Below are 25,727 nucleotides of genomic sequence, written 5' to 3'. Positions count from 1 at the left end.
TTTTAAAAAACCTGATCTTGTTCATCTACGATAGAATTGTAGGTATTCACCGTTACGTAACCTATTTTGCCAAGCTCGTATGCAGTATAGGACCATCCTATAACGGGTGTTGCTCGTGCGATGAAGCCACCAATGCTTCGTGTCCATCGGAGGTGCGGCGGAAACCATCCTGTAAGAGAAGGTGCTCTAAAGTCTCCAGGAAACTTGCGGTTGTTTAGAGTGCGCCGCATTACTATAGACATCACGGAAGTGTTATTAATCGCTCCGCCAGGCTTTGTTCTAGTTGGTATTATGTTGGCGCCTAAAACGATGCCTAATGCAGCCCCTACATCGTCCAGTCCAAATTCATCCATTGCCACCTCTGTAGCAATAACATAAAGTAATTCATTTGCAGTTAGCCCGCAGTCACCGTCATAACAATATATTCTCGCCATTTAAAATATCCTTATGCGTAAGTGCTATTTCGTATTTGATCCCAGCCACCGGAGATCTGTCCAATTATCAAGCCGGTGGTTCGGCTTTGCTGTGAATACTGCATGGTGACTTTGGCGTAACTAAATCTTATCACCTCCTCGGGAAAGCTTGAGGGCGATCGGTCAAATAGATTGCCGGAGGCAACGCCGCTTATGATGACTTCGTCAAACACATATTCCAGATATCTTTGCTTTTCGCCACCAGCACGACGTACGTACAGCTTCATTTGCCTAATATGTTGGCCTGCGCAACATGCCTCGAAAATCTTAGGGGTCGCAGTGTCAACAGCTTTTACAATGCTGAAGTCGCTTAGGTAAACTCGACCGACTGTAGCCCCACCAGCCGAGCTTGCGGTTCTTGACACCGACTGAGCAGCTGATAAGCAAAAAGTGTTAATCTCGATCCAGTTCTTGCAGTCAGAGTCTGTAGACTCTCCACTAATGCCGTCAATCCAAAGGTATGCATCTATACTCATTCCGGCTCCTTGGAACATCTCTTCATGTAGTTCATTGCCGTAGGAAGATAGCACAAAGTCTGCCTTTACGACTCGTGAATGCCCTTTTCGTCGGCGCGGATTTGCGTCCTCCGACACAGCATTCCAAACCTAAGCCAGCAAATTTTTGGACTGAAGCTATCACCTATCACCTGAGCGACTAGCTCAGTAAAAACAACGGTAATATCGGGGCTAGCGCTGGTGCAATGAGTTGGTAACTAGATGCAAGATCATTCGCTCTTCCTAACAAGTCGAAGAAGCGGCTGATCTTCGTATCTCCGGAGGCATGTTCCGATACTAGATTCTGGTGGCGAAAAAGAGAGCCTAAAGCTTGCTCGACGGCTGCTTCCAGTCCTTCAGGGCCTGTGATTTTGTAGGTCATCAAGGCGGTTCGTATTGAGTGCAATTGCCGGACCAATACAGCTTTAAGCTTGTCATTCATTGTGGCTGCAAGGCATTCTTCCAATAGCTCATCCACGCTCTGAAGTAAAAGTTCTATCTGCGCTTCCTGATCTGACGGAGTGGCACGGAAGTATGCATCCAATTGATGCTCCACAAACGTCAGAGACACAATCATGGCGTCATTTGGAAAGCCGGGCACAGAGGTCATTGGTGTCTGCATTTGCATATGTGAGCACAGCTGCTCAATCTGCCGAAAAGGAGCTAGATAAAAATCAGGGCAGTTTTCTATATACCGTTCGGTCGCAGCACGCGCATCGTCGTTCAGCTTCATAACACTGAGCATCCCTTCCATTATCTTCCGGGGCTCGCTCGGCTCGCAGCTGAGTACTTTGCACCACACTCTAGAGATAGTGGCCCCCTGATTGTGATAGCCCGTGAACTGCCCCATGGTATCTTTGAGTCGGCCAACCGGATTATTTTTCACTGATGCACCCTGTGCTTGGAACACTAGCCCCACGTGGAGCTATGTGGCGTTGAGGTTGTGGAAGCTGTCATAACGCTGGCATTACTGAGCCAAAACAGCCCAAAAAGGCACAAAAAAAGCACTTGCGAAAAACGCTAAGTGCTTGATTTGTAACGCTTGTATGGTGGAGCCGGGGGGATTTGAACCCCCGTCCGCCAGTACTCCGCTGTCGGTACTACATGCTTAGCCGTGTCTATTAAGTTAACCCTCAGCGACCCGACGGGCAGGGTGCTTTGGGCGAGTTGTGTAAGTTTTAGTCGCTTCGTCCACAACGTACTAGGCGACGATCCTGTTCTATATGACAATCATTTCGGGTTTACAGGCATCCCCTGATGATTGCTGGAGCCGAAGCTACCAGAAGGAAGGCTAGCACCGCTTACGCGGCGAGAGCGTATTCCCCGTAGGTTTCGTCATTGGCAACTATAGAAAGTTGCAACAGTGGATTTACGAGTTCTGTTACCAACTCGGCATGCACCTAAAGTTTCATCACCGGCGTCGAATCCAAATCGGCCCCGAGACTGCTTTCGCAATCGCTGGGGCGCAGTGTACGCCAATTGGCGTGGCACGTCGACCCGTCTGCTGCAATCGTTCAGGCCAGCCTGAGTGGCTGGCCTGCTCGAAGGTTTACTTGGTGCCTTCGCTGCCCGAACCGGTATTTTTCAGGGAAGTGATGGTCTTGGTGGTGATCTCAACGCATTTTTTCTCGTCATTCTGCGCTTGGGCCGCTTTGGCGTTCTTCACAGTGGTCTCGAGCATAGTCTTGTTTTCTGGACTCAAGTTGGTGCTGGACGAGGTGTTGGCGTTTTCGATGGTCTTGATGTTTGCAGCGCACAAATCATCGGCGGCAAAAACCGGCGAAGCCAACAGGGCGGCGCTGAGGAACAATCCAGTGAGGGCGGTACGCTTCATGTGTGTCTCCTTATAACCTGTGGACTCGGTATGGCCGGTATTTGAGGCCGTCGCCCGAGGGTTTGAAAGCCCGTTTAACAGTTGGGCCTAAAGGATTGACTGTGGTGTGACGCAGGCGTTCTATTTTATTTTCGGAATACTGCGAAATAGCCACATTGCGCATTCAAGCACCAAAATGAGGCGATCTTCGCTTTGGGGTATCGAACGGGTTGAAGCGGGGAAGTGGAGAGGGGTGTGGGGATAAAGGGGTGGATACGAAGTGCCAAATGTCCGGGTCAGGACATTTGGCACACGCCAGCGCCAGGGGCTGCTAGTCTTCCTTGCCTTTGGAGCGCACGGCACGCTGCAGCTCACGGTCCGAATCGCGTTCACGTTCGGTGTGACGCTTGTCGTATTCCTTCTTGCCTTTACCCAGTGCAATTTCGCACTTGACCAGATGCTCCTTCCAGTAAACGGAAAGGGCTACGCAGGCATAGCCTTTCTGCTGAACCGAGCTGGTGAGCTTTTCGAGCTCGCGCTTGTTCAGCAGCAGTTTACGGGTGCGTGTCGGGTCAGCGATGACGTGCGTGCTGGCAGTCTTGAGAGGCGTGATGTGGCAACCCATCAGCCAGGCCTCGCCATCCTTGAGCAGCACATAACTGTCGACCAGCTGTACCTTGGTGGCACGCAGGCTTTTTACTTCCCAGCCAGACAGGACCAGACCGGCCTCGAACTTGTGTTCGATGAAGTAATCGTGACGCGCTTTCTTATTTTGCGCGATGGTCCCTGTAGGGTGTTTCTTGAGCTTAGCCATAGGGGGCGCATTATAGGCAGTTGCATCAATGTCGGCTACGGGAAAGCGCGTGCTTGAGCACAAAGGTTGAATCCCGGACAATGCGCGATCTTTTTTGGCTGGGCGTTTCGATAATGTCGACGGACAAGGTTTCGGTCCACGGTAGCTGGGCAAGTCGCTGGGTGTTCATCCTGGCTGCTACCGGCTCTGCTGTGGGGCTGGGCAGTATCTGGAAATTTCCGTACATGGTCGGTGCCTATGGCGGCGGTGCATTTGTACTGGTTTTTCTGGCGTGCATCGCGCTGATCGGTATTCCGGTCATGATCGCCGAGACACTGATTGGCCGTCGTTCCCGGCTCAGTCCTGCGAATGCGCTCAAGACGCTGGCGCAGGAAGCCGGGCATTCGCCGCGCTGGTCCTGGGGTGCGTTTGCCGGAATGATCACGGCGCTGCTGATTCTCTCCTTTTATAGTGTGGTGGGCGGCTGGTCGCTGGATTACATCATCGACATGGGGCGCGGCGACTTTCAAGGCGTGTCGCCGGATAAGGTCGGTGCGTATTTCGGTGCGGTGATTGCCGACCCATGGCGTCTGATTCTGTGGCACACCATTTTCATGCTGCTGTCGGCGGTGGTGATCGGCAAGGGTGTCGAGGCCGGCCTGGAGAAAAGCCTGCGCATCATGATGCCGATGCTGTTCCTGCTGATGCTCGCGCTGTTGGGCTATAGCCTGACCACAGGGCATTTCATGGAAGGCGTGCATTTCATGTTCGACTTCAACCCGGAGAAGGTGCTGGATGGCTTGCTGCCCGCGATGGGCCATGCGTTCTTTTCCCTGAGCGTCGGTGTCGGCTCGATCATGGTTTACGGCGCGTACATGACCAAAGGCGCGTCGATCAGCAGTACGGTCGTCGGTATCGCGTTGCTCGATACCTTCGTTTCGCTGTTGGCTGGCCTTGCGCTGTTCCCGATCGTGTTTGCTGCGGGCCTTAACCCCAGCGAGGGGCCGGGCCTTATGTTCGTTACGCTGCCTTACGCGTTCGGCAACGTCGCATTCGGCCAATTGATGGGCATCGTGTTCTTCGTGCTGGTGGCCGTCGCAGCCTGGAGTTCGGCGATTTCGTTGCTAGAGCCAATGGTCGCCTACCTGGTCGAGCGCACCCGTATTCGCCGCGCCTGGGTGACGTTCTGGCTGGCCTTTACCTGCTGGTTTGTGGGCCTCGGCACGGTGTTCTCGTTCAATATCTGGCAAAAAGCCAAGTTTTTCGTGAACGATGGAGGCGCATTCCACCTCTATCAATGGGGCGCATCGACTGGCCTGGACTTCTTCGGAGTCATTGATTTCTTCACTTCGCGGATCATGTTGCCGCTGGGTGGGTTGTGTTTTGTAGTATTCGCTGGTTGGGTGATGGGCCGTGAGACGGTGCGCGACGAATTGTCGATTCGCAGTCCGCTGCTCTTCAACCTGACGTACTTTTTGATGCGCTACGTGGCGCCGCTCGGCATTCTTGTGGTGTTTGCCGCTCAGCTCTGGAAATGACGCTCACATGACTACGCATATACAACGCTCTGCTTTACTGCCTTACCCGGCCGGGTTCCTTTATGACCTGGTCAATGATGTGGCTCGTTATCCCGAGTTCCTGCCGTGGTGTTCGTCCGCTACCGTGGTTGAAGCCAGTGAGGCGCAGATGCGCGCCAGCCTGGAGATCGCCAAGGGCGGTCTGAGCCAGAAGTTCATGACGCGCAACACGCTGGTTCCCGGTGAGTCGATCGTGATGGACCTGGTCGAAGGGCCGTTCGAACAGTTTCACGGCGTCTGGACGTTCAAGCCGCTGGGCGAGAAAGCCTGCAAGATCAGTCTGGATCTGTCCTTCGATTATGCCGGCACCCTCGTTCGCGCCACACTAGGGCCACTGTTCAATCAGGCAGCCAACACGCTGGTGGATGCGTTCTGCCAGCGAGCGAAAGAGCTGCATGGCTGACGCATCGATTCAGATAGAGGTGGTCTACGCCTCTGTACAACGCCAGGCATTGAAGACGATCGATGTCCCGGCCGGGTCTTCGGTACGTCAGGCGCTGGCACTCAGCGGTATGGACAAGGAGTTTCCCGAGCTGGATCTTGGTCAGTGTGCCGTGGGTATCTTCGGCAAAGTGGTGGCTGATCCTGCTGCGCGGGTGCTCGAGGCGGGTGAGCGGATAGAGATTTATCGCCCGTTGGTGGCCGACCCCATGGAGATCAGACGTCTGCGTGCCGCCAAGGCGCGTGAGAAAAGAACGCATCCCGGCTGAGCTCGGGCTGAACGCTGGCTGAATGAAAGGCACAAAAAAGCCCGGCATGCCGGGCTTTTTGTTGGGCGCTTTAGACTACCGGGTGTTGGTGTCCAGCGGCTCCTGGGTCGGGACCGGTACGGTCTCGACGCTGTCCACGTCCTTCTGGATTGTATCCAGCAACGAACCTGGCTTGGCCGGTTCTTCAGGCTGCTGCACTGGCTGGTTCTCTGCCGGGACAGTGGTGTCGCTGCCCTTGCCGAGAATGGCTTCATCGCGGCTGACGCCGGGCATGAAGTCGCCAGACAGGCTCACGAGCTGGTCATTGCCGTTGAATATAAGGCTGACACGCTCCTGCTGGCGTTCACCGCCACCTGGTTGCAGGCTGTACAGGTAATCCCACCGATCGGAGTGGAAAGTGTCGGTCAACAGGGGGTTGCCCATGATAAACCGTACTTGCCGCCGGGTCATTCCGGGGCGTAACTGGTCTATCATGTCCTGCGTGACGACATTACCCTGCTGGATGTCGATTTTGTAAACCCCGGGGAATGAACAACCGGCGAGTGCGAGCAGTCCCACGAAGGTGAAACTGGTTAGCAAGAGCTTGGTGTTTTGCATCGGTGGGCGACTTCCACTATCTTGGCTGGGACAACGTAAACTCCGATCATACCTGCATTAAGAGAAGCTGCGAAGCAGCGTCTGCGAGAAAGCTGACCATGGTTGAAAATAACGAACTACGTAAAGTAGGACTCAAGGTAACCTTACCGCGGGTCAAAATACTGCAAATGCTCGACTCTGCAGAGCAACGCCACATGAGTGCCGAGGATGTTTACAAGGCTCTGATGGAGGCCAGCGAGGACGTCGGTCTGGCCACGGTTTACCGTGTTCTGACTCAGTTCGAGTCCGCTGGACTGGTGGTGCGCCACAATTTCGATGGCGGTCATGCGGTATTCGAGCTGGCTGATGGCGGCCACCACGACCACATGGTCAACGTGGAGTCGGGTGAGGTGATCGAATTCTTCGACGAAGAAATCGAGAAGCTTCAGAAAGCCATCGTCGAAAGACACGGCTTTGACCTGGTGGACCACAATCTGGTGCTCTACGTCCGCAACAAGAAGGCGTAATCAGCAACAGGGGCGACCGCGGTCGCCTTTGTGCTTTCTATGGCTCAGCTTTTAGCCGTAACGACCATCTTTTTGGCGTGCGCCAGAGATTCCTTGGTCAGGTCGATGCCGCCCAGCATTCGCGCGACTTCCTCTATACGTTCAGTCTTGCTGAGCTTGGACACGGCGGTGCGCGTTGCGTCGTTGTCCCGCACCTTGTGCACGAACAGGTGCTGATGGCCCTGCGCCGCGACCTGCGGCAGGTGAGTGACGGTCATGACCTGGCCGCGCTCGCCCAGGCGACGCAGCAGTTGCCCCACGATCTCGGCGGTCGGGCCGCCAATCCCCACATCCACTTCATCGAATACCAGCGTCGGCACCCGCGAAGTTTGTGCGGTGATGACCTGAATTGCCAGGCTGATGCGCGACAGTTCGCCACCCGACGCGACTTTCGCCAGCGCTTTCAATGGCTGGCCGGGGTTGGCGCTGACCAGTAGCTCTACCTGCTCCAGGCCGTGAGGCGAGGGTTCTACGCTGGCGTTGGCTTTGAGGTCGATCTGGAAACGGCCGCCGGGCATGCCCAGACGATGAATTTCCTGTTCTACAGCGCTGGCCAGTTTCGTCGCCGAATTGTGGCGCAGGTCGCTCAGCTCGCGGGCTTTATCCTGATAGTGCCTGGCAAATGCCTGCACTTCATGCTCCAGCCGTTCGATGGATTCGTCGTTGGCATTCAGTGTTTCTATTTCATCCAGCAGCTTTTGTTGCAGTGTCGCGACTTCGCCCGGCTGGATGCGGTGTTTGCGCGCCAGTGTGTAAATGGCATCGAGACGTTCTTCAAGCTGTTGCAGTCTGGCCGGATCGGCATCGAAGTGATCCAGAAAACGATTCAGTTCGCCTACCGCTTCTTCTACCTGTATCTGCGCGCTGGACAGCAGCCCTGTGGCCTCGCTGAGGGCGGAGGGTGAATGGTCGACGCTGCCAAGACGATGCAGGCTGGCGGTCAGGGCATTGAGTACGTTGCCGGAATCGCTTTCGCTGCACTGCTCGACCACTTGTCGGCAAATGCTCAGCAGGCTTTCGGCGTTGGTCAGGTCCTTGTGTTCCTGTTCGAGCTGTTCAAGCTCGTTTTCACCCAGGCTCAGGCTTTCCAGCTCTTCGAGCTGATAGCTCAGCAACTGATGCCGTGCGCGTTGCTCGTCACCCGAGTTGGAGAGGCGTTCGAGCTCCTGCCGCGTCTGCCGCCAGCGCTGTGCAGCGAGATGGACCTGACGGGCCAGATCGGTCGCACCCGCGTATTCGTCGAGCAGGCGTCGATGGGTATCGGTCTTGAGCAGCGACTGGTGCTCATGCTGGCTGTGAATATCGATGAGCAGTTCGCCCAGCGCTTTAAGGTCGCCCTGAGGGCAGGGCGAGCCATTGATATAAGCGCGTGACCGGCCTTCGGCCGTGATGACCCGTCGCAGGATGCAGGGGCCGTCGTTGTCCAGGTCGCGCTCTTTGAGCCAGGTCTGTGCCTCGGGAATGTCGCCCAGGTCGAACGTGGCCAGGATGTCGGCCTTGTCGGCGCCTGGCCGGACCACGCCGCTGTCGGCACGGTCGCCCAGGGTCAGGCCGAGGGCGTCGAGCATGATCGACTTGCCCGCGCCGGTTTCGCCGGTGATGACGCTCATGCCTCGATCCAGTTCAAGGTCAAGGTGTTCGACGATGGCGTAGTTGTGTACGGAAAGGTGCACCAGCATTGAGCGGCTCCCGGGCTGTTTGTCTGGTTATTTATACAGTGTTTTATTTGTGGCTGACAATGCCCTTGCTTAGCTCGATTTGATCGGTCTGTAGTGGTTTTTAGTCCCTCTTGTGTCAAGTCGCCATTTTTTGTTGGGCTGGAATCCGGATTATTTGTCAGGGAATGCGTATCTCGATCACATGAAACCCTTGAAGCCGGAAAATCCGATCCCATATAGGTGGGCAGAAGCGCGAATCGGGATCGCGGACGTCTTTAGAGGAGAACATGTATGGCTGACGAACAGAATCTGGATGCGCAGGCGCAGGATCAGGCTGCCGAAGCGGGCGCGGGTGATGAACTGACAACTCGCGTGCAGGTGCTCGAAGAGCAACTGGCTGCTGCGCAGGACCAATCCCTTCGCGTGGCTGCGGATCTGCAGAATGTCCGCCGCCGTGCCGAACAGGATGTTGAAAAGGCGCACAAGTTTGCGCTGGAAAAATTTGCCGGTGATCTGTTGCCGATCATCGACAGTCTGGAGCGAGGCCTTGATCTGTCCAGTCCGGACGATGAAAGCATTCGCCCGATGCGTGAAGGCATCGAGCTGACCTTGAAGATGTTCCAGGACACCCTCAAGCGTTATCAGTTGGAAGCCATCGATCCACACGGTCAACCGTTCAGTGCCGACCAGCACCAGGCTATGGCCATGCAGGAAAGTGCCGACGTTGAGCCCAATACGGTGCTCAAGGTATTTCAGAAGGGTTATCAGCTTAATGGTCGCCTGCTGCGCCCGGCCATGGTCGTGGTCAGCAAGGCACCATCGCCTGCAACGCCGTCAATCAACGAGCAGGCTTGAAATCAGCTGTAAGGCCCCCATTTAAAGGTCAAGCGTTTAAGAGCTACCGCACGGTGTAAACGCACTGGCGGCAACCCAATCCAAGTTTTGCAAGTTTCGGGAGAGTCAAAGATGGGCAGAATTATCGGTATCGACCTGGGGACTACCAACTCCTGCGTCTCCATTCTGGAAAACGGTAACGTCAAGGTTATCGAGAACGCCGAAGGTACTCGTACTACACCTTCGATCATTGCTTATGCAAATGATGGTGAGATCCTGGTCGGTCAGTCCGCCAAGCGTCAGGCGGTCACTAACCCGCACAACACCCTCTATGCGGTAAAGCGTCTGATCGGTCGCAAGTTCGAAGAGGAAGTCGTTCAGAAAGACATCCAGATGGTCCCTTACAAGATCGTCAAGGCTGACAACGGTGATGCCTGGGTTGAAGTGAATGGCCAGAAAATGGCGCCTCCTCAGATCTCCGCTGAAATCCTGAAGAAAATGAAGAAGACTGCCGAAGACTATCTCGGTGAAGCGGTTACCGAAGCGGTCATTACCGTTCCGGCCTACTTCAACGACAGTCAGCGTCAGGCTACCAAGGACGCTGGCCGTATCGCCGGTCTGGACGTCAAGCGCATCATCAACGAACCTACCGCAGCTGCACTGGCTTACGGTATGGACAAGGCCAAGGGCGACCACACTGTCATCGTTTATGACCTGGGTGGCGGTACCTTCGACGTTTCGGTCATCGAGATCGCTGAAGTCGATGGCGAGCACCAGTTCGAAGTGTTGGCCACCAACGGCGACACGTTCCTGGGTGGTGAAGACTTCGACATTCGTCTGATCGACTACTTCGTCGACGAATTCAAGAAAGAAAGCGGCATGAACCTCAAGGGTGATCCGCTGGCGATGCAGCGTCTGAAAGAAGCTGCCGAAAAAGCCAAGATCGAGCTGTCTTCCAGCACCCAGACCGAAGTCAATCTGCCGTACATCACTGCAGACGCAACCGGTCCTAAGCACCTGGTAGTGAAGATCTCCCGCTCCAAGCTGGAATCGCTGGTTGAAGACCTGGTTCAGCGCACCATCGAGCCTTGCCGCATGGCGTTGAAAGACGCGGGTATCGATATCAGCAAGATCAACGACGTGATTCTGGTCGGTGGTCAGACGCGTATGCCGCTGGTGCAGAAGCTGGTGACCGAGTTCTTCGGCAAAGAAGCACGTAAAGACGTCAACCCTGACGAAGCCGTTGCCATGGGTGCTGCCATTCAGGGCGCAGTATTGGCCGGTGATGTCAAAGACGTTCTGCTGCTGGACGTCAGCCCGCTGACCCTGGGTATCGAAACCATGGGCGGCGTGATGACTGCGCTGATAGAGAAAAACACCACGATTCCTACCAAGAAATCCCAGGTGTTCTCGACTGCCGATGACAACCAGAACGCGGTAACCATCCACGTCCTGCAGGGCGAGCGTAAGCAAGCCGGTCAGAACAAGTCGCTGGGCAAGTTCGACCTGGCCGAGATTCCACCTGCTCCACGTGGCGTGCCACAGATCGAAGTGACCTTCGACATCGACGCAAACGGCATCCTGCACGTTGGCGCGAAAGACAAGGCCACCGGCAAGCAGCAGTCCATCGTGATCAAGGCCAACTCCGGTCTGTCCGAGGAAGAAATTCAGCAGATGGTTCGCGATGCTGAAGTCAACTCCGAAGAAGATCGCAAGTTCGAAGAGCTGGCCTCTGCCCGTAACCAGGGTGATGCGCTGGTCCACTCGACTCGCAAGATGATTGCTGACGCGGGTGACAAGGTCACTGCTGAAGAGAAGACTGCGGTAGAAGCTGCACTGGTTGCTCTGGAAGCCGCTATCAAAGGCGACGACAAGGCCGCCATTGAAGCCAAGGTTGAAGAGCTGTCCAAGGTTTCCGCGCCAATCGCTCAGAAGATGTACGCCGAGCAGGCTGAAAACCCGGACGCTGCGGCCAAGCCAGCTGAAGAAACTGCCAAGGCTGACGATGTTGTCGACGCCGAGTTTGAAGAAGTAAAAGACCACAAGTAAGCGCAGGCTCACTTGAAAGCCGGTTGACCTCTTTCGAGCGCTGACTGGTAGGATGTCGCCGCGCGGGAGCTTGCTCCCGCGTTGGCGTGTCTGGAACAAGCAAAAATTTCGGCGTGCGGAGTTGCTCCGCAAGCCACGTGGCAAGATCGCGACGCTCCTGCGTGGCGAATCATTCTGCCGCTTTCTCGGCCGGATGCATCTGGCTCTGAACGAAGACCAGGATCGTTGAATCGACGTGAGTTGGGTCCGGGCCTGTATGGGGCTCAACGAGTTTGGTGTGGCTCAGGAGAGCTTTCGCCGAACGTCCTCAAGAGTGCGGAAGAATTATGGCAAAGCGTGATTATTACGAAGTGTTGGGAGTGGAGCGAGGCTCCAGCGAGGCGGACCTGAAGAAGGCTTATCGCCGTCTGGCGATGAAGCATCACCCTGACCGCAACCCTGATGACAAAGCATCGGAAGAGCTGTTCAAAGAGGCCAACGAGGCCTACGAAGTGCTTTCCGACGCCAGCAAGCGCGCGGCCTACGATCAGTATGGCCATGCCGGTGTCGACCCGAGCATGGGTGGCGGCGGTGGTTTTGGTGGCGGTGCCGGTGGCGCCAACTTCTCCGATATCTTCGGCGATGTGTTCAGCGACTTCTTTGGCGGCGGCCGTGGCGGTGGCGGCGGTGGTCGTGGCGGCGCTCAGCGCGGCAGCGACCTGCGCTATACGCTGGAGCTGAATCTGGAGGAGGCAGTTCGCGGTACTAACGTGAATATCCGCGTTCCGACGCTGGTCAACTGCAAGCCATGCGACGGCAGCGGTGCCAAGAAGGGTTCTTCGCCTGTCACATGCCCTACGTGCGGTGGTATTGGTCAGGTGCGCATGCAGCAGGGTTTTTTCTCTGTGCAGCAAACCTGCCCGCGCTGCCACGGCCACGGCAAGATCATTTCCGATCCGTGCGATTCCTGCCATGGCGAAGGCCGCGTCGAAGAGTCCAAGACGCTTTCCGTCAAAGTGCCGCCAGGTGTCGATACCGGTGACCGCATTCGTCTGTCTGGCGAAGGCGAGGCGGGTACCCAGGGTGGCCCTACCGGCGACCTGTATGTCGTGATCAATGTGCGCGAACACGCGATCTTCCAGCGTGACGGCAAGCACCTGTTCTGCGAAGTGCCTATCAGCTTCACCGATGCAGCGCTGGGCGGCGAGCTTGAAGTGCCGACGCTCGACGGTCGCGTCAAACTGAAAATCCCCGAAGGTACCCAGACCGGCAAGCAGTTCCGCTTGCGTGGCAAGGGCGTCGCTCCGGTGCGTGGCGGCGGTGCCGGTGACTTGATGTGCCGTGTTGCAGTCGAAACCCCGGTCAACCTGAGCAAGCGCCAGCGCGAGCTGCTTGAAGAGTTCCGCACCTCGCTTGAAAACGACGAGTCTCACTCTCCGAAAGCCAGTGGCTGGTTTGAGGGTGTGAAGCGTTTCTTCGGCGATCTGTAAGGCTATCAACGGGAGCAGGGCATGCGACGTATTGCTGTAGTAGGCGCCGCCGGGCGTATGGGCAAGACCTTGATCGAGGCGGTTCAGCAGGCGCCGGGCGCCGGCTTGACCGCCGCTATTGATCGTCCTGACAGCACGCTGGTGGGCGCTGATGCGGGCGAACTGGCTGCGCTGGGTCGTATCGGCGTGCCGCTGTCGGGTGATCTGGCAAAGGTGGCGGACGAGTTCGACGTTTTGATCGACTTCACTCATCCTTCGGTGACGCTGAAAAATCTGGCGTTCTGTCGCAAGGCAGGCAAGGCGATGATTATCGGTACCACCGGTTTCAGTGCGGAAGAAAAGCTGCGTCTGGAAGAGGCGGGTAAAGACATTCCGATCGTCTTTGCTGCCAACTTCAGCGTCGGTGTGAATCTGTGCCTGAAGCTGCTCGACACCGCCGCGCGCGTTCTGGGTGATGAGGTTGATATCGAAATCACCGAGGCGCACCATCGGCACAAGGTCGACGCGCCGTCCGGCACCGCCTTGCGTATGGGTGAAGTGGTTGCCAATGCGCTGGGTCGTGATCTGGAAAAGGTTGCGGTCTACGGTCGTGAGGGGCAGACCGGTGCGCGTGATCGCCAGACCATCGGGTTTGCGACCATTCGTGCCGGTGACGTGGTGGGTGATCACACCGTGCTGTTCGCTGCGGACGGTGAGCGGGTCGAGATCACGCACAAGGCATCCAGTCGCATGACCTTCGCCAAGGGTGCCGTTCGGGCTGCAATGTGGCTCGACGGCAAGGCACCTGGGCTTTACGACATGCAGGATGTGTTGGGTCTGCATTGATTTCATACAGGGCCATTCGTGGCCCTGTCGCATTTCCCCGCATTTCAGGCTCATTGGTGGTAGACCAAAATGGGCCTTTTCTGTAAGCTACAGCTTTAGTGTGTCCACTAAAAGCGCGCAGATGATTCCATAAGAAAGCGGGGTGACGTAACTACGTCATTCCGCTTTTTTGCAGCCTGCGATCGCCCTTTCAGGTTTTATTTACGGGAGGTCTTCTTGACTAAGCCAGCCATACTCGCCCTTGCTGATGGCAGCATTTTTCGCGGCGAAGCCATTGGAGCCGACGGTCAGACCGTTGGTGAGGTGGTGTTCAACACCGCAATGACAGGCTATCAGGAAATTCTTACCGATCCTTCCTACGCCCAGCAGATCGTTACCCTGACTTACCCGCATATCGGCAACACCGGCACCACCCCTGAAGACGCAGAGTCGGATCGCGTCTGGTCCGCCGGCCTGGTCATTCGCGACCTGCCTCTGGTAGCCAGCAACTGGCGTAACAAGCTGTCCCTCGGTGATTACCTGAAAGCCAACAACGTCGTTGCCATCGCTGGCATCGATACGCGTCGCCTGACCCGCATCCTGCGTGAGAAAGGCGCCCAGAACGGCTGCATCCTGGCCGGTGATAACATCACCGAAGAGGCGGCCATTGCCGCTGCTCGCAGCTTTCCGGGCCTCAAGGGCATGGATCTGGCCAAGGAAGTCTGCACCAAGGATACCTATGAGTGGCGTTCCAGCGTCTGGGATCTGAAAACCGACAGCCACCCTGAAATCGCCGCGTCCGAGCTGCCTTATCATGTGGTCGCCTACGATTACGGCGTCAAGGTCAACATCCTGCGCATGCTGGTCGAGCGCGGTTGCCGCGTAACCGTGGTGCCTGCACAAATGCCTGCCAGTGAAGTGCTCGCCTACAAACCGGACGGCGTTTTCCTGTCCAACGGCCCAGGTGATCCGGAGCCGTGCGATTACGCCATCAAGGCGATCAGGGAAGTGCTGGAAACCGACATTCCGGTGTTCGGCATCTGCCTGGGCCACCAGTTGCTGGCGCTGGCCGCGGGTGCCAAGACCGTGAAGATGGGCCACGGCCACCACGGTGCCAACCATCCGGTCCAGGATCTGGACACCGGTGTGGTCATGATCACCAGCCAGAACCACGGTTTTGCGGTGGATGAGGCGACCCTGCCGAGCAACGTTCGCGCCATTCACAAGTCGCTGTTCGACGGCACCCTGCAGGGTGTCGAGCTGACCGACAAGAGCGCATTCAGCTTCCAGGGTCACCCTGAAGCGAGCCCGGGCCCGAACGACGTCGCGCCTTTGTTCGATCGCTTTATCGAAGCCATGGCCAAGCGCCGCTGACCGGTTGCCTTGAGACGGTAATACGCAGGTGCCCAGGGCGGCCCCGGACTCAATGTCCGGTCGCTGCCGCCCAGGCCACCTCAGACAAATGTTCAAGACGGCTTGCCGACTGACCTGCGGATTTGAGTGACAACCCATGCCAAAACGTACAGATATTAAAAGCATCCTGATTCTCGGCGCCGGCCCCATCGTGATCGGCCAGGCCTGTGAATTCGACTACTCCGGCGCCCAGGCCTGCAAGGCTCTGCGCGAGGAGGGTTACCGCGTCATCCTGGTGAACTCCAACCCGGCCACCATCATGACTGACCCGGCCATGGCCGACGCCACCTACATCGAGCCGATCAAGTGGCAGACCGTTGCCAAGATCATCGAAAAAGAGCGTCCTGACGCACTGCTGCCAACCATGGGCGGCCAGACGGCTCTGAACTGCGCACTGGATCTGGAGCGCGAAGGCGTTCTGGAGAAGTTCGGTGTCGAAATGATCGGCGCCAACGCCGACACCATCGACAAGGCAGAAGACCGTTCGCGTTTCGACAAGGCGATGAAGTCCATCGGCCTGGCGTGCCCGCGCTCCGGTATTGCGCACAGCATGGAAGAAGCCAACGCGGTGCTTGAAAAGCTCGGCTTCCCTTGCATCATCCGTCCTTCGTTCACCATGGGTGGTACCGGCGGCGGCATCGCTTACAACCGTGAAGAGTTCGAAGAAATCTGCGCCCGTGGTCTGGACCTGTCGCCAACCAAGGAGCTGCTGATCGACGAATCGCTGATCGGCTGGAAAGAGTACGAAATGGAAGTTGTCCGCGACAAAAAGGACAACTGCATCATCGTCTGCTCGATCGAAAACTTCGACCCGATGGGTGTGCACACCGGTGACTCGATCACCGTGGCGCCTGCACAGACCCTGACTGACAAGGAATACCAGATCCTGCGTAATGCCTCGTTGGCAGTGCTGCGCGAGATCGGCGTAGAAACCGGTGGTTCCAACGTTCAGTTCGGCATCTGCCCGAACACCGGCCGTATGGTCGTGATCGAGATGAACCCGCGTGTATCGCGCTCCTCGGCGCTGGCCTCCAAGGCGACCGGCTTCCCGATCGCCCGCGTTGCCGCCAAGCTGGCCGTCGGCTACACCCTCGACGAGCTGTCGAACGAAATCACTGGCGGCAAGACCCCGGCTTCGTTCGAACCGTCGATCGACTACGTCGTCACCAAGCTGCCGCGCTTTGCCTTCGAGAAATTCGCCAAGGCGGACGCGCGTCTGACCACTCAGATGAAGTCGGTCGGTGAAGTGATGGCCATCGGCCGTACCTTCCAGGAATCCCTGCAGAAAGCCCTGCGCGGTCTGGAAGTCGGTGTGTGCGGTCTTGATCCGAAACTGGATCTGAGCCATCCGGAAAGCATGAGCACGCTCAAGCGCGAGCTGACCGTGCCGGGCGCCGAGCGTATCTGGTACGTCGCCGATGCCTTCCGCGCCGGTATGACGGTCGAAGAAATCTTCGCCATGAACATGATCGACCCGTGGTTCCTGGTGCAGATCGAAGACCTGATCAAGGACGAAGAGAAGATCAAGACCCTGGGTCTGTCGGCGATCGACCGCGACCTGATGTTCCGTCTCAAGCGCAAGGGCTTCTCTGACGCGCGTCTGGCCAAGCTGCTGGGCGTTACCGAGAAAAACCTGCGGACTCATCGTCACAAGCTGGAAGTGTTCCCGGTCTACAAGCGCGTCGACACCTGTGCCGCCGAGTTCGCAACCGACACCGCGTACCTCTACTCGACCTACGAGGAAGAGTGCGAAGCCAACCCTTCGACGCGTGACAAGATCATGATCCTGGGTGGCGGCCCGAACCGTATTGGCCAGGGTATCGAGTTCGACTACTGCTGCGTGCACGCCGCGCTGGCACTGCGTGAAGACGGTTACGAGACCATCATGGTCAACTGCAACCCGGAAACCGTCTCCACTGACTACGACACCTCGGACCGTCTGTACTTCGAGCCTGTTACCCTGGAAGACGTGCTGGAAATCGTCCGTGTCGAGAAGCCGAAAGGTGTGATCGTCCAGTACGGTGGCCAGACGCCTCTGAAACTGGCGCGGGCTCTTGAAGCCGCCGGCGTACCGATCATCGGCACCAGCCCTGATGCCATCGACCGTGCCGAAGACCGCGAGCGCTTCCAGCACATGGTTGAGCGTCTGAATCTGCGTCAGCCGCCAAACGCCACGGTGCGCAGCGAAGACGAAGCGATTCGTGCCGCAGCGAAGATCGGTTATCCACTGGTGGTGCGTCCGTCCTATGTACTGGGTGGCCGTGCGATGGAAATCGTTTACCAGGAAGACGAACTCAAGCGTTACCTGCGCGAAGCGGTTCAGGTGTCCAACGACAGCCCTGTGCTGCTGGACCACTTCCTGAACTGCGCAATCGAGATGGACGTCGATGCGGTCTGCGACGGTACTGATGTGGTGATCGGCGCGATCATGCAGCACATCGAGCAGGCGGGCGTTCACTCCGGTGACTCCGCGTGCTCGCTGCCGCCTTACTCGCTGCCGGCTCACATCCAGGACGAAATGCGTGAGCAGGTCAAGAAGATGGCGCTGGAACTGGGCGTTGTCGGCCTGATGAACGTGCAGCTGGCGCTTCAGGGTGAAGACATCTACGTCATTGAAGTCAACCCGCGCGCATCGCGTACCGTGCCGTTCGTTTCCAAGTGCATTGGTGTTTCCCTGGCGATGGTCGCTGCCCGCGTGATGGCAGGCAAAACCCTGAAAGAGCTGAACTTTACCAAGGAAATCATTCCGAACTTCTACAGCGTGAAAGAGGCAGTGTTCCCGTTTGCCAAATTCCCTGGCGTTGACCCGATCCTCGGCCCGGAAATGAAATCGACCGGTGAAGTGATGGGTGTGGGTGATACCTTCGGTGAAGCGTTTGCCAAGGCCCAGATGGGCGCGAGCGAAGTGCTGCCAACTGGCGGTACCGCGTTCATCAGCGTACGTGACGATGACAAGCCTCTGGTTGAAGCGGTCGCTCGTGACCTCATCAATCTCGGTTTCGAGATCGTTGCCACCGCAGGCACTGCCAAGCTGATCGAAGCGGCAGGCCTGAAAGTGCGTCGCGTCAACAAGGTGACCGAAGGCCGTCCGCATGTGGTCGATATGATCAAGAATGACGAAGTCACCCTGATCATCAACACCACCGAAGGTCGCCAGTCGATCGCGGATTCCTACTCCATCCGTCGCAACGCCCTGCAGCACAAGATTTATTGCACCACTACCATTGCAGCAGGCGAAGCGATTTGTGAAGCGCTCAAGTTTGGTCCGGAGAAGACCGTACGTCGCTTGCAGGATCTCCATGCAGGATTGAAGGCATGATCAAATACCCAATGACCGTCCAGGGCGCTCGCGCCCTGGAAGAAGAACTGACCCACCTGACCAAGGTGGTCCGTCCCAAGTTGAGTCAGGACATCGGTACTGCGCGCGAACTGGGCGACCTCAAGGAAAACGCCGAATACCATGCTGCCCGCGAGCAGCAGGGTATGGTCGAGGCGCGTATACGTGATATCGAAGGCCGCATGCAGAACGCTGTGATCATCGACGTCACGACTATTCCGCACACCGGAAAGGTGATTTTCGGCACGACAGTCGAAATCGCTAACGTCGAGACTGACGAAAGCGTGGTCTATCAGATCGTGGGTGAGGACGAAGCGGATATCAAGAAAGGCAAGATTTCAGTGGGCTCGCCCATTGCCCGTGCCTTGATTGCCAAGGAAGAAGGTGATGTCGTCGTGGTGAAAACGCCGAGTGGCGTTATCGAGTACGAAATCATCGAAGTACGTCACATCTGATGCTGGCGCCCGTTTTACGGGCGCTTTCAGCGGCAAAAAAGAGTCAGGGCGCGCTTTTGGCGGCCCTGACTTCTGTTTTTATCCGTGTGCGCGGTGGACGTTGGACAGTTGCTTGTTTACCTTTGGGTTCTTGCGATAGATCAACGCCATTTTGCCGATGACCTGAACCAGGTCGGCAGAACCGGCCTTGCACAGTTCTGCGATGGCACCGAGACGGCTTTCGCGGTCGAGGATGTTGAGCTTGATCTTGATCAGCTCATGATCGCTCAGTGCGCGTTCAAGCTCTGCAAGTACACCTTCAGTCAAACCATTGTCAGCCACGATCAATACCGGTTTCAGATGGTGGCCAATGGATTTGTATTGTTTCTTCTGCTCTGGAGTGAGCGGCATAATCTGACCTCTGCGTCTGATCTTTTAAAAGCGGCGGCCAGTTTACCCGAGCGAGTCCGGGACCGCCCAGTTAATCACGACTCGTTTATTTTTGAGGTGCCCCGTGGCCCGTTCCAAGACAAGCCATAACTGGCTCAAAGAACACTTCGACGACAAGTACGTCAAAATGGCGCAGAAGGACGGTTACCGTTCGCGTGCCAGTTACAAGCTGCTGGAGATCCAGGAAAAGGACAAGCTCATCCGTCCGGGCATGACCGTGATCGACCTCGGCGCAGCGCCGGGAGGCTGGTCACAGGTGACCAGTCGTCTGATCGGCGGTCAAGGTCGTCTGATCGCTTCCGACATCCTTGAAATGGACAGCATCCCCGATGTGACCTTCATTCAGGGGGATTTTACCGAGGATGCGATTCTTGAGCAGATCCTGGAGGCAGTCGGTAATACGCAGGTAGACCTTGTGATTTCCGATATGGCCCCCAATATGAGTGGATTGAGCGCTGTAGATATGCCGCGTGCAATGTTTCTCTGCGAATTGGCGCTCGATCTTGCTGGTCGGGTACTACGTCCCGGTGGCGATTTTCTGATCAAGGTCTTCCAGGGTGAAGGCTTCGATGTCTACCACAAGGATATTCGCAAGCTGTTCGACAAGGTGCAGATGCGCAAACCGTCGTCGTCCCGCGACAGGTCACGCGAGCAATACCTGCTGGCTCGCGGCTTTCGCGGCATTGATGGCGCAGCCAGCATCGAGCGTTTTTGACAAGGCGCGATAGCTTTTTTCAAATGGCGTTGCCGATGCAGCATGACTGAACATTATGTTGTCAAAGTTTCACAAAGGGTTACAGACGGTGTCTGCCGTATCTGTAGGTTCTGTAGTAAGTTAGGCCGGTGAATATCATGCGAGGCACGCTTGCTGCGTGGAGCTTGCTTCAGAGGGTAGCTAATTGAACGATATGGCAAAGAATTTGATCCTGTGGTTGATCATCGCGGCTGTCCTGGTGACGGTGATGAACAACTTCTCCAGCCCTAACGAGCCGCAGAACCTCAACTATTCCGAGTTCATCCAGCAGGTCAAGGATGGCAAGGTCGAGAAGGTTTCTGTCGACGGCTACGTCATTACGGGCAAGCGCAGCGATGGCGACACCTTCAAGACCATCCGCCCGAACATCCCGGACAATGGCCTGATCGGTGATCTGGTCAGCAACAATGTCGTGATCGAAGGCAAGCAGCCTGAGCAGCAGAGCATCTGGACCCAGTTGCTGGTGGCCAGCTTCCCGATACTGGTGATCATCGCGGTGTTCATGTTCTTCATGCGCCAGATGCAAGGCGGGGCGGGCGGCAAGGGCGGTCCGATGAGCTTCGGCAAGAGCAAGGCGCGTCTGCTGTCCGAAGATCAGGTCAAGACCACCCTGGCTGACGTTGCCGGTTGCGACGAGGCCAAGGAAGAAGTCGGCGAGCTGGTCGAATTCCTCCGTGATCCGGGCAAGTTCCAACGCCTGGGCGGTCGAATCCCGCGCGGTGTGCTGATGGTCGGCCCTCCGGGTACCGGTAAAACGCTGATCGCCAAGGCCATTGCTGGCGAAGCGAAGGTTCCGTTCTTTACGATTTCCGGTTCCGACTTTGTCGAGATGTTCGTGGGTGTCGGTGCGAGCCGCGTTCGCGACATGTTCGAGCAAGCCAAGAAACACGCGCCATGCATCATCTTCATCGACGAAATCGACGCAGTCGGTCGCCATCGCGGTGCCGGCATGGGCGGTGGTCACGACGAGCGCGAGCAAACGCTCAACCAGTTGCTGGTCGAGATGGACGGTTTTGAAATGAATGACGGCATCATCGTCATTGCCGCAACCAACCGTCCTGACGTACTGGACCCGGCGCTGCTGCGTCCAGGTCGTTTCGACCGCCAGGTAGTTGTAGGTCTGCCGGACATTCGTGGCCGCGAGCAGATCCTCAAGGTTCACATGCGCAAGGTTCCGATGGGCGAAGACGTCAACGCAGGCGTTATCGCTCGCGGTACGCCGGGCTTCTCCGGTGCGGATCTGGCCAACCTGGTCAACGAAGCGTCGCTGTTCGCTGCTCGCTCCGGCAAGCGCGTTGTAGAAATGAAAGAGTTCGAACTGGCCAAGGACAAGATCATGATGGGCGCCGAGCGCAAATCGATGGTCATGTCCGATAAGGAAAAGCGCAACACGGCTTACCACGAGGCGGGTCACGCTATCGTTGGGCGCCTGGTGCCAGAGCATGATCCGGTCTACAAGGTCTCCATCATCCCGCGTGGTCGTGCGCTGGGTGTGACGATGTTCCTGCCGGAAGAAGACCGTTACAGCCTGTCCAAGCGTGCGTTGATCAGCCAGATCTGCTCGCTGTACGGTGGTCGTATTGCGGAAGAAATGACCCTTGGCTTCGATGGCGTCACAACCGGTGCCTCCAATGACATCATGCGTGCCAGCCAGATTGCCCGGAACATGGTCACCAAGTGGGGGCTGTCTGAAAAACTCGGCCCGCTGATGTACTCGGAAGACGAGGATGCAGGTTACCTGGGGCGCGGCAGCAGCCAGAACTCCAGTGTTTCCGGCGATACTGCCAAGCTCATCGACTCCGAAGTGCGCAGCATCATCGACCACTGTTACGGCACCGCCAAGCAGTTGTTGACGGATAATCGCGACAAACTGGAAGCGATGGCCGACGCGTTGATGAAGTACGAAACGATTGATGCCGACCAGATCGACGACATCATGACCGGTCGTACTCCGCGTGAGCCGCGTGACTGGGGTGGTGGTTCGGGGACCAACGGTACTCCGATCACGCCTGACCCTCGTCCGGAAACTCCGATTGGCGGCCCTGCTGCCGAGCACTAAGGTCTGACATGACATCTGCGCTGTATCCAACCCGGTTGCCTTGCGGCAACCGGGTTCTTGATTTGGCCCATACGCATGTAATGGGTATCCTCAACGCAACCCCAGACTCATTTTCCGATGGTGGCCGCTACAGCCAGCGCGATGCTGCGTTGCGTCATGCCGAGGCAATGGTGCAGGCCGGCGCCACGCTTATCGATGTCGGTGGCGAGTCAACCCGGCCGGGTGCGCGTGCTGTCTCTGCGTCGGAAGAGGTGGAGCGTGTGGCTCCGGTGGTCGAGGTCATCGCGCGCGAGCTGGATGTGATCATCTCTGTGGACACCTCCACGCCTGAGGTCATGCTGGCTACGGCTGGGCTGGGTGCCGGGCTCATCAACGACGTTCGCTCGCTGCAGCGCCCTGGCGCGCTTGAGGCGGCCGCAAGCACCGGTTTGCCGGTCTGTCTCATGCACATGCTCGGCGAGCCCGGAACCATGCAGAATGATCCGCACTACGAAGACCTGGTGGGCGAGGTTTGTGCCTTCCTGGCTGAGCGGATGAAACAATGTGTTGCGGCGGGAATCGGTCAGCAGCAGATCATTCTTGATCCGGGCTTTGGCTTTGCCAAGACACTGGAGCACAATCTGAGCCTGTTCAAGCATATGGAAGCGCTGCATGCGCTCGGCCGCCCTTTGCTGGTGGGTGTTTCGCGCAAGAGCATGATCGGTGCTGTGCTGGGGCGTCCCGTCGACCAGCGTCTGTCCGGCGGGCTCGCCCTGGCGGTTCTGGCGATGGCCAAGGGGGCAAGAATTCTGCGTGTGCATGATGTCGCCGAAACGGCTGACGTGGTGCGCATGATCGCAGCTGTCGAAGCAGCTGAATAACAACAGTGGGGCATCCATGACTACCAGAAAATATTTCGGAACCGACGGCATTCGCGGTCGCGTAGGGCAATTTCCGATCACGCCCGAGTTCATGCTGAAACTGGGCTGGGCGGCAGGCATGGCTTTCCGCAAGATGGGCGCCTGCCGGATTCTCGTCGGCAAAGACACGCGCATCTCCGGCTACATGTTCGAGTCCGCTCTCGAGGCTGGTCTCTCCGCTGCGGGTGCTGACGTTCTCTTGCTGGGGCCGATGCCGACACCGGCCATCGCCTACCTGACACGTACCTTCCATGCCGAGGCTGGCATCGTCATCAGCGCCTCGCATAACCCGCACTACGACAACGGCATCAAGTTCTTCTCCGGTCAGGGCACCAAGCTGCCTGACGAGATCGAGATGATGATCGAAGAGTTACTCGACGCGCCGATGACCGTGGCCGAGTCCGAGAACCTCGGCAAGGTCTCGCGGATCAACGATGCTGCCGGGCGTTACATCGAATTCTGCAAAAGCAGCGTGCCTACCAGCACCGATTTCGCCGGCCTCAAGGTCGTCATCGACTGCGCCCACGGTGCGACCTACAAGGTGGCACCCAACGTATTTCGTGAACTGGGCGCGCAGGTAGTGGTGCTTTCCGCGCAGCCTGACGGGCTCAACATCAACAAGGCCTGTGGCTCCACGCATATGGAAGCCCTGCAGGCGGCCGTGCTTGCCGAGCATGCGGACATGGGCATCGGTTTCGACGGTGATGGCGACCGCGTGTTGATGGTCGATCACACCGGGACCATCGTCGATGGTGATGAATTGCTTTACATCATCGCCCGCGACCTGCACGAGCGGGGACGCTTGCAGGGCGGCGTAGTGGGCACATTGATGAGCAACCTGGGGCTTGAACTGGCCCTGGCTGAACAAGGTATTCCCTTTGTTCGGGCCAATGTCGGTGACCGTTATGTGATCGCCGAGTTGCTCGAGCGCAACTGGCAGATCGGCGGTGAAAACTCCGGTCATATCGTCTGTTTCCAGCACGCCACCACCGGTGATGCGATTATCGCCTCATTGCAGGTGATATTGGCTCTGCGCCGCAGTGGTGTAAGTCTGGCCGAAGCGCGTCTGAAATTGCGCAAATGCCCGCAGATCTTGATCAACGTGCGCTTCGCCGGGTCGGGTGTAGACCCGGTTTCGCATCCGTCGGTCCAGGAAGCCTGCGCCCGCGTCACCGAGCAGATGGCCGGGCGTGGCAGGGTGCTGCTGCGCAAATCGGGTACCGAGCCGCTGGTGCGCGTGATGGTCGAAGGCGAGGACGAAACGCAGGTCAGGGCGTACGCCGAAGAACTCGCAAAACTGGTTACTGAAGTTTGCGCCTGATTTCGGCTTGCCAGTGTCGGAACTGTTGGGTAACATCTGCGCCCACTTTGACCCACGAGGTGTAGCATGCGTCGCCCAATGGTAGCTGGTAACTGGAAAATGCACGGTACCCGCGCCAGCGTCGCTGAGCTGATCGAGGGTTTGTGCAAGCAGTCGTTGCCAGGCAGCGTCGATATCGCCGTGATGCCTGCCAGTCTGTTTACCCATCAGGTGATCGAGGGGCTTAAGGCAACATCGATCATCGTTGGTGCGCAGGATGCAGCCATTCAGGCTGAGCAAGGCGCGCTGACAGGTGAGGTTGCATCGAGTCAGCTGGCTGATGCAGGTTGCAAGCTGGTACTTGTCGGGCACTCCGAGCGTCGTCAGTTGATTGGCGAACGGGATGATGTCTTGAACAAGAAGTTTGCGGCGATCCAGGCGAAAGGTCTGACACCTGTGCTCTGCGTAGGTGAAACGCTTGAAGAGCGCAAGGCGGGGCAAACGCTCGAAGTGGTAGGTCGTCAGCTGGACAGTGTCATCGCCGAGTTTGGTGTCAATGCACTGGTCAATGCTGTCATTGCCTACGAGCCGGTCTGGGCCATTGGCACCGGATTGACTGCTTCGCCTCAGGAAGCGCAGGAAGTGCACGCAGCCATCCGTGCGCAACTGGCAAAAGAGAATGCCGAAGTCGCACAAGGCGTGCGACTTCTCTATGGCGGCAGCGTGAAGGCGGCCAATGCGGTCGAGCTCTTCAGCATGCCGGATATCGATGGGGGGCTCATTGGTGGAGCTTCCCTGAATGCAGATGAGTTCGGTGCGATCTGTCGCGCCGCGGGAAACTGAAAAAATGCTGGAAACAGTCGTAATCGTTTTTCACCTGTTGGGCGCTCTGGGCGTTGTCGCTCTGGTATTGCTGCAGCAGGGTAAAGGTGCTGACGCAGGCGCGTCGTTCGGAGCAGGTGCATCAAATACTGTCTTCGGGGGTCAAGGAACCTCTACCTTTCTCAGTAAGTTTACTGCTATACTCGCCGCATGTTTTTTCATAACCAGCTTGGGGTTAGGTTACTTTGCTAAAGAGAAAGCTCAACAGCTCACTCAAGTAGGTTTGCCAGACCCCGCAGTACTGGAAGTGAAGCAAAAACCGGCAGCAGATGATGTACCGGTTCTCGAAGGGCAAAAGCCAGCCGCTGTTCCAGCTGACGTACCTCAAGCCCCAGAGAAGAAGTAAGAAAGAATTCGGCGATGTTCGTGAGGTCGCCAAAAAG

General features: G+C 57.2%; 25 protein-coding genes and 1 other RNA gene. 17 read left to right on the top strand and 9 right to left on the bottom strand.

Annotation, left to right across the window (positions count from 1 at the left end):
* Nucleotides 1-2: 2 nt before the first annotated feature.
* From ACW55A_RS09440 to smpB, 6 genes are all read right to left on the bottom strand, one after another.
* Nucleotides 3-434, bottom strand: a complete 432-nt coding sequence (locus ACW55A_RS09440) for an STM2901 family protein (RefSeq protein ID WP_080053172.1) — start codon at nucleotides 432-434, stop codon at nucleotides 3-5.
* A gap of 11 nt (nucleotides 435-445) precedes the next feature.
* Entirely contained in the window at nucleotides 446-949 is a 504-nt protein-coding gene (locus ACW55A_RS09435; protein WP_498810870.1) for an Hcp family type VI secretion system effector, read from the bottom strand.
* A 178-nt stretch (nucleotides 950-1,127) separates the two neighbouring features.
* Complete coding sequence (locus tag ACW55A_RS09430; protein ID WP_147476530.1) at nucleotides 1,128-1,700, bottom strand: hypothetical protein; 573 nt, start codon at nucleotides 1,698-1,700, stop codon at nucleotides 1,128-1,130.
* Nucleotides 1,701-2,014: 314 nt separating this feature from the next.
* Nucleotides 2,015-2,406, bottom strand: a transfer-messenger RNA (tmRNA) gene (ssrA, locus tag ACW55A_RS09425).
* Nucleotides 2,407-2,516: 110 nt separating this feature from the next.
* Entirely contained in the window at nucleotides 2,517-2,801 is a 285-nt protein-coding gene (locus tag ACW55A_RS09420; protein WP_003364180.1) for a PA2433 domain-containing protein, read from the bottom strand.
* 310 nt (nucleotides 2,802-3,111) lie between these two features.
* The gene (smpB, locus tag ACW55A_RS09415) at nucleotides 3,112-3,594 is read right to left on the bottom strand and encodes an SsrA-binding protein SmpB (RefSeq protein WP_003313649.1); all 483 of its coding nucleotides are present in this window, start codon (nucleotides 3,592-3,594) and stop codon (nucleotides 3,112-3,114) included.
* An 80-nt stretch (nucleotides 3,595-3,674) separates the two neighbouring features.
* Here smpB and ACW55A_RS09410 point away from each other — a divergent pair, with 80 nt between their 5' ends.
* From ACW55A_RS09410 to ACW55A_RS09400, 3 genes are read left to right on the top strand one after another with little or no spacing between them, the layout of a single operon-like run.
* Complete coding sequence (locus ACW55A_RS09410) at nucleotides 3,675-5,111, top strand: sodium-dependent transporter (protein WP_498810871.1); 1,437 nt, start codon at nucleotides 3,675-3,677, stop codon at nucleotides 5,109-5,111.
* A 7-nt stretch (nucleotides 5,112-5,118) separates the two neighbouring features.
* On the top strand, nucleotides 5,119-5,553 hold the full coding sequence (locus ACW55A_RS09405) for a type II toxin-antitoxin system RatA family toxin (protein WP_003431552.1): 435 nt from the start codon (nucleotides 5,119-5,121) through the stop codon (nucleotides 5,551-5,553).
* Entirely contained in the window at nucleotides 5,546-5,860 is a 315-nt protein-coding gene (locus ACW55A_RS09400; RefSeq protein WP_498810872.1) for an RnfH family protein, read from the top strand. The genes ACW55A_RS09405 and ACW55A_RS09400 overlap by 8 nt, the downstream gene beginning before the upstream one ends.
* Before the next feature lie 75 nt (nucleotides 5,861-5,935).
* On the opposite strand, the gene ACW55A_RS09395 is transcribed toward ACW55A_RS09400, so the two are convergent.
* On the bottom strand, nucleotides 5,936-6,457 hold the full coding sequence (locus tag ACW55A_RS09395) for an outer membrane protein assembly factor BamE (protein ID WP_003431549.1): 522 nt from the start codon (nucleotides 6,455-6,457) through the stop codon (nucleotides 5,936-5,938).
* Nucleotides 6,458-6,555: 98 nt separating this feature from the next.
* Here ACW55A_RS09395 and fur point away from each other — a divergent pair, with 98 nt between their 5' ends.
* Nucleotides 6,556-6,963 carry a ferric iron uptake transcriptional regulator gene (gene fur, locus ACW55A_RS09390; RefSeq protein WP_003313643.1) on the top strand — a complete coding sequence of 136 codons (408 nt, stop codon included), beginning with the start codon at nucleotides 6,556-6,558 and terminating at the stop codon, nucleotides 6,961-6,963.
* Nucleotides 6,964-7,007: 44 nt separating this feature from the next.
* Here fur and recN read toward each other — a convergent pair whose 3' ends face one another.
* The gene (gene recN, locus ACW55A_RS09385) at nucleotides 7,008-8,681 is read right to left on the bottom strand and encodes a DNA repair protein RecN (RefSeq protein WP_003431547.1); all 1,674 of its coding nucleotides are present in this window, start codon (nucleotides 8,679-8,681) and stop codon (nucleotides 7,008-7,010) included.
* A gap of 270 nt (nucleotides 8,682-8,951) precedes the next feature.
* Between recN and grpE the strand changes: the two genes are divergently transcribed.
* The 7 genes from grpE (at nucleotide 8,952) to greA (ending at nucleotide 19,021) form a co-directional block, all read left to right on the top strand.
* Nucleotides 8,952-9,515: a nucleotide exchange factor GrpE gene (grpE, locus tag ACW55A_RS09380; protein ID WP_003313642.1), complete on the top strand. Its 564-nt coding sequence runs from the start codon at nucleotides 8,952-8,954 to the stop codon at nucleotides 9,513-9,515.
* Nucleotides 9,516-9,626: 111 nt separating this feature from the next.
* Complete coding sequence (gene dnaK / locus ACW55A_RS09375; RefSeq protein ID WP_003431542.1) at nucleotides 9,627-11,543, top strand: molecular chaperone DnaK; 1,917 nt, start codon at nucleotides 9,627-9,629, stop codon at nucleotides 11,541-11,543.
* A gap of 326 nt (nucleotides 11,544-11,869) precedes the next feature.
* Nucleotides 11,870-13,012: a molecular chaperone DnaJ gene (gene dnaJ / locus ACW55A_RS09370; protein ID WP_002555138.1), complete on the top strand. Its 1,143-nt coding sequence runs from the start codon at nucleotides 11,870-11,872 to the stop codon at nucleotides 13,010-13,012.
* A 21-nt stretch (nucleotides 13,013-13,033) separates the two neighbouring features.
* A complete protein-coding gene (gene dapB, locus ACW55A_RS09365) occupies nucleotides 13,034-13,837 on the top strand; it encodes a 4-hydroxy-tetrahydrodipicolinate reductase (protein ID WP_003431540.1) in 804 nt (267 codons plus the stop codon).
* A 216-nt stretch (nucleotides 13,838-14,053) separates the two neighbouring features.
* Nucleotides 14,054-15,190: a glutamine-hydrolyzing carbamoyl-phosphate synthase small subunit gene (gene carA, locus ACW55A_RS09360; protein ID WP_498810873.1), complete on the top strand. Its 1,137-nt coding sequence runs from the start codon at nucleotides 14,054-14,056 to the stop codon at nucleotides 15,188-15,190.
* Nucleotides 15,191-15,326: 136 nt separating this feature from the next.
* A complete protein-coding gene (carB, locus tag ACW55A_RS09355; RefSeq protein ID WP_003431538.1) occupies nucleotides 15,327-18,548 on the top strand; it encodes a carbamoyl-phosphate synthase large subunit in 3,222 nt (1,073 codons plus the stop codon).
* Nucleotides 18,545-19,021 carry a transcription elongation factor GreA gene (gene greA, locus ACW55A_RS09350; RefSeq protein WP_003400161.1) on the top strand — a complete coding sequence of 159 codons (477 nt, stop codon included), beginning with the start codon at nucleotides 18,545-18,547 and terminating at the stop codon, nucleotides 19,019-19,021. Before carB ends, greA begins: the two co-directional genes overlap by 4 nt.
* A gap of 78 nt (nucleotides 19,022-19,099) precedes the next feature.
* Here the strand turns inward: greA and ACW55A_RS09345 are convergent, their stop codons facing one another.
* Nucleotides 19,100-19,411, bottom strand: coding sequence for a YhbY family RNA-binding protein (locus ACW55A_RS09345; RefSeq protein WP_003340569.1), 312 nt, complete (start codon nucleotides 19,409-19,411; stop codon nucleotides 19,100-19,102).
* A gap of 103 nt (nucleotides 19,412-19,514) precedes the next feature.
* Here ACW55A_RS09345 and rlmE point away from each other — a divergent pair, with 103 nt between their 5' ends.
* The 6 genes from rlmE (at nucleotide 19,515) to secG (ending at nucleotide 25,690) form a co-directional block, all read left to right on the top strand.
* A complete protein-coding gene (gene rlmE, locus ACW55A_RS09340) occupies nucleotides 19,515-20,165 on the top strand; it encodes a 23S rRNA (uridine(2552)-2'-O)-methyltransferase RlmE (RefSeq protein WP_003313635.1) in 651 nt (216 codons plus the stop codon).
* A gap of 193 nt (nucleotides 20,166-20,358) precedes the next feature.
* Nucleotides 20,359-22,263, top strand: a complete 1,905-nt coding sequence (ftsH, locus tag ACW55A_RS09335) for an ATP-dependent zinc metalloprotease FtsH (RefSeq protein WP_003364143.1) — start codon at nucleotides 20,359-20,361, stop codon at nucleotides 22,261-22,263.
* Nucleotides 22,264-22,325: 62 nt separating this feature from the next.
* Entirely contained in the window at nucleotides 22,326-23,123 is a 798-nt protein-coding gene (folP, locus tag ACW55A_RS09330) for a dihydropteroate synthase (RefSeq protein WP_499140265.1), read from the top strand.
* A gap of 16 nt (nucleotides 23,124-23,139) precedes the next feature.
* Entirely contained in the window at nucleotides 23,140-24,483 is a 1,344-nt protein-coding gene (glmM, locus tag ACW55A_RS09325) for a phosphoglucosamine mutase (protein ID WP_003431534.1), read from the top strand.
* A 66-nt stretch (nucleotides 24,484-24,549) separates the two neighbouring features.
* Complete coding sequence (gene tpiA / locus ACW55A_RS09320) at nucleotides 24,550-25,305, top strand: triose-phosphate isomerase (RefSeq protein WP_058398017.1); 756 nt, start codon at nucleotides 24,550-24,552, stop codon at nucleotides 25,303-25,305.
* Nucleotides 25,306-25,309: 4 nt separating this feature from the next.
* The gene (gene secG, locus ACW55A_RS09315) at nucleotides 25,310-25,690 is read left to right on the top strand and encodes a preprotein translocase subunit SecG (protein ID WP_003313628.1); all 381 of its coding nucleotides are present in this window, start codon (nucleotides 25,310-25,312) and stop codon (nucleotides 25,688-25,690) included.
* Nucleotides 25,691-25,727: the final 37 nt, after the last annotated feature.

It is taken from the genome of Plantibacter cousiniae (nom. nud.), from assembly GCF_977070315.1.
Note: the sequence above shows the minus strand (reverse complement) of the source record. Positions and strands in the feature narration are given on the sequence as shown.

What these genes read in the sequence shown, in the direction of transcription:
- secG (WP_003313628.1), top strand. Translation starts at nt 25,310, where the DNA reads ATGCTGGAAACAGTCGTAATCGTTTTTCACCTGTTGGGCGCTCTGGGC.
- ACW55A_RS09420 (WP_003364180.1), bottom strand. Translation starts at nt 2,801, where the DNA reads ATGAAGCGTACCGCCCTCACTGGATTGTTCCTCAGCGCCGCCCTGTTG.
- ftsH (WP_003364143.1), top strand. Translation starts at nt 20,359, where the DNA reads ATGGCAAAGAATTTGATCCTGTGGTTGATCATCGCGGCTGTCCTGGTG.
- ACW55A_RS09405 (WP_003431552.1), top strand. Translation starts at nt 5,119, where the DNA reads ATGACTACGCATATACAACGCTCTGCTTTACTGCCTTACCCGGCCGGG.
- dapB (WP_003431540.1), top strand. Translation starts at nt 13,034, where the DNA reads ATGCGACGTATTGCTGTAGTAGGCGCCGCCGGGCGTATGGGCAAGACC.
- tpiA (WP_058398017.1), top strand. Translation starts at nt 24,550, where the DNA reads ATGCGTCGCCCAATGGTAGCTGGTAACTGGAAAATGCACGGTACCCGC.
- greA (WP_003400161.1), top strand. Translation starts at nt 18,545, where the DNA reads ATGATCAAATACCCAATGACCGTCCAGGGCGCTCGCGCCCTGGAAGAA.
- dnaK (WP_003431542.1), top strand. Translation starts at nt 9,627, where the DNA reads ATGGGCAGAATTATCGGTATCGACCTGGGGACTACCAACTCCTGCGTC.
- smpB (WP_003313649.1), bottom strand. Translation starts at nt 3,594, where the DNA reads ATGGCTAAGCTCAAGAAACACCCTACAGGGACCATCGCGCAAAATAAG.
- ACW55A_RS09435 (WP_498810870.1), bottom strand. Translation starts at nt 949, where the DNA reads ATGAGTATAGATGCATACCTTTGGATTGACGGCATTAGTGGAGAGTCT.
- fur (WP_003313643.1), top strand. Translation starts at nt 6,556, where the DNA reads ATGGTTGAAAATAACGAACTACGTAAAGTAGGACTCAAGGTAACCTTA.
- ACW55A_RS09410 (WP_498810871.1), top strand. Translation starts at nt 3,675, where the DNA reads ATGCGCGATCTTTTTTGGCTGGGCGTTTCGATAATGTCGACGGACAAG.
- glmM (WP_003431534.1), top strand. Translation starts at nt 23,140, where the DNA reads ATGACTACCAGAAAATATTTCGGAACCGACGGCATTCGCGGTCGCGTA.
- ACW55A_RS09400 (WP_498810872.1), top strand. Translation starts at nt 5,546, where the DNA reads ATGGCTGACGCATCGATTCAGATAGAGGTGGTCTACGCCTCTGTACAA.
- recN (WP_003431547.1), bottom strand. Translation starts at nt 8,681, where the DNA reads ATGCTGGTGCACCTTTCCGTACACAACTACGCCATCGTCGAACACCTT.
- dnaJ (WP_002555138.1), top strand. Translation starts at nt 11,870, where the DNA reads ATGGCAAAGCGTGATTATTACGAAGTGTTGGGAGTGGAGCGAGGCTCC.
- ACW55A_RS09395 (WP_003431549.1), bottom strand. Translation starts at nt 6,457, where the DNA reads ATGCAAAACACCAAGCTCTTGCTAACCAGTTTCACCTTCGTGGGACTG.
- grpE (WP_003313642.1), top strand. Translation starts at nt 8,952, where the DNA reads ATGGCTGACGAACAGAATCTGGATGCGCAGGCGCAGGATCAGGCTGCC.
- ACW55A_RS09440 (WP_080053172.1), bottom strand. Translation starts at nt 434, where the DNA reads ATGGCGAGAATATATTGTTATGACGGTGACTGCGGGCTAACTGCAAAT.
- ACW55A_RS09345 (WP_003340569.1), bottom strand. Translation starts at nt 19,411, where the DNA reads ATGCCGCTCACTCCAGAGCAGAAGAAACAATACAAATCCATTGGCCAC.
- carB (WP_003431538.1), top strand. Translation starts at nt 15,327, where the DNA reads ATGCCAAAACGTACAGATATTAAAAGCATCCTGATTCTCGGCGCCGGC.
- ACW55A_RS09430 (WP_147476530.1), bottom strand. Translation starts at nt 1,700, where the DNA reads ATGAAGCTGAACGACGATGCGCGTGCTGCGACCGAACGGTATATAGAA.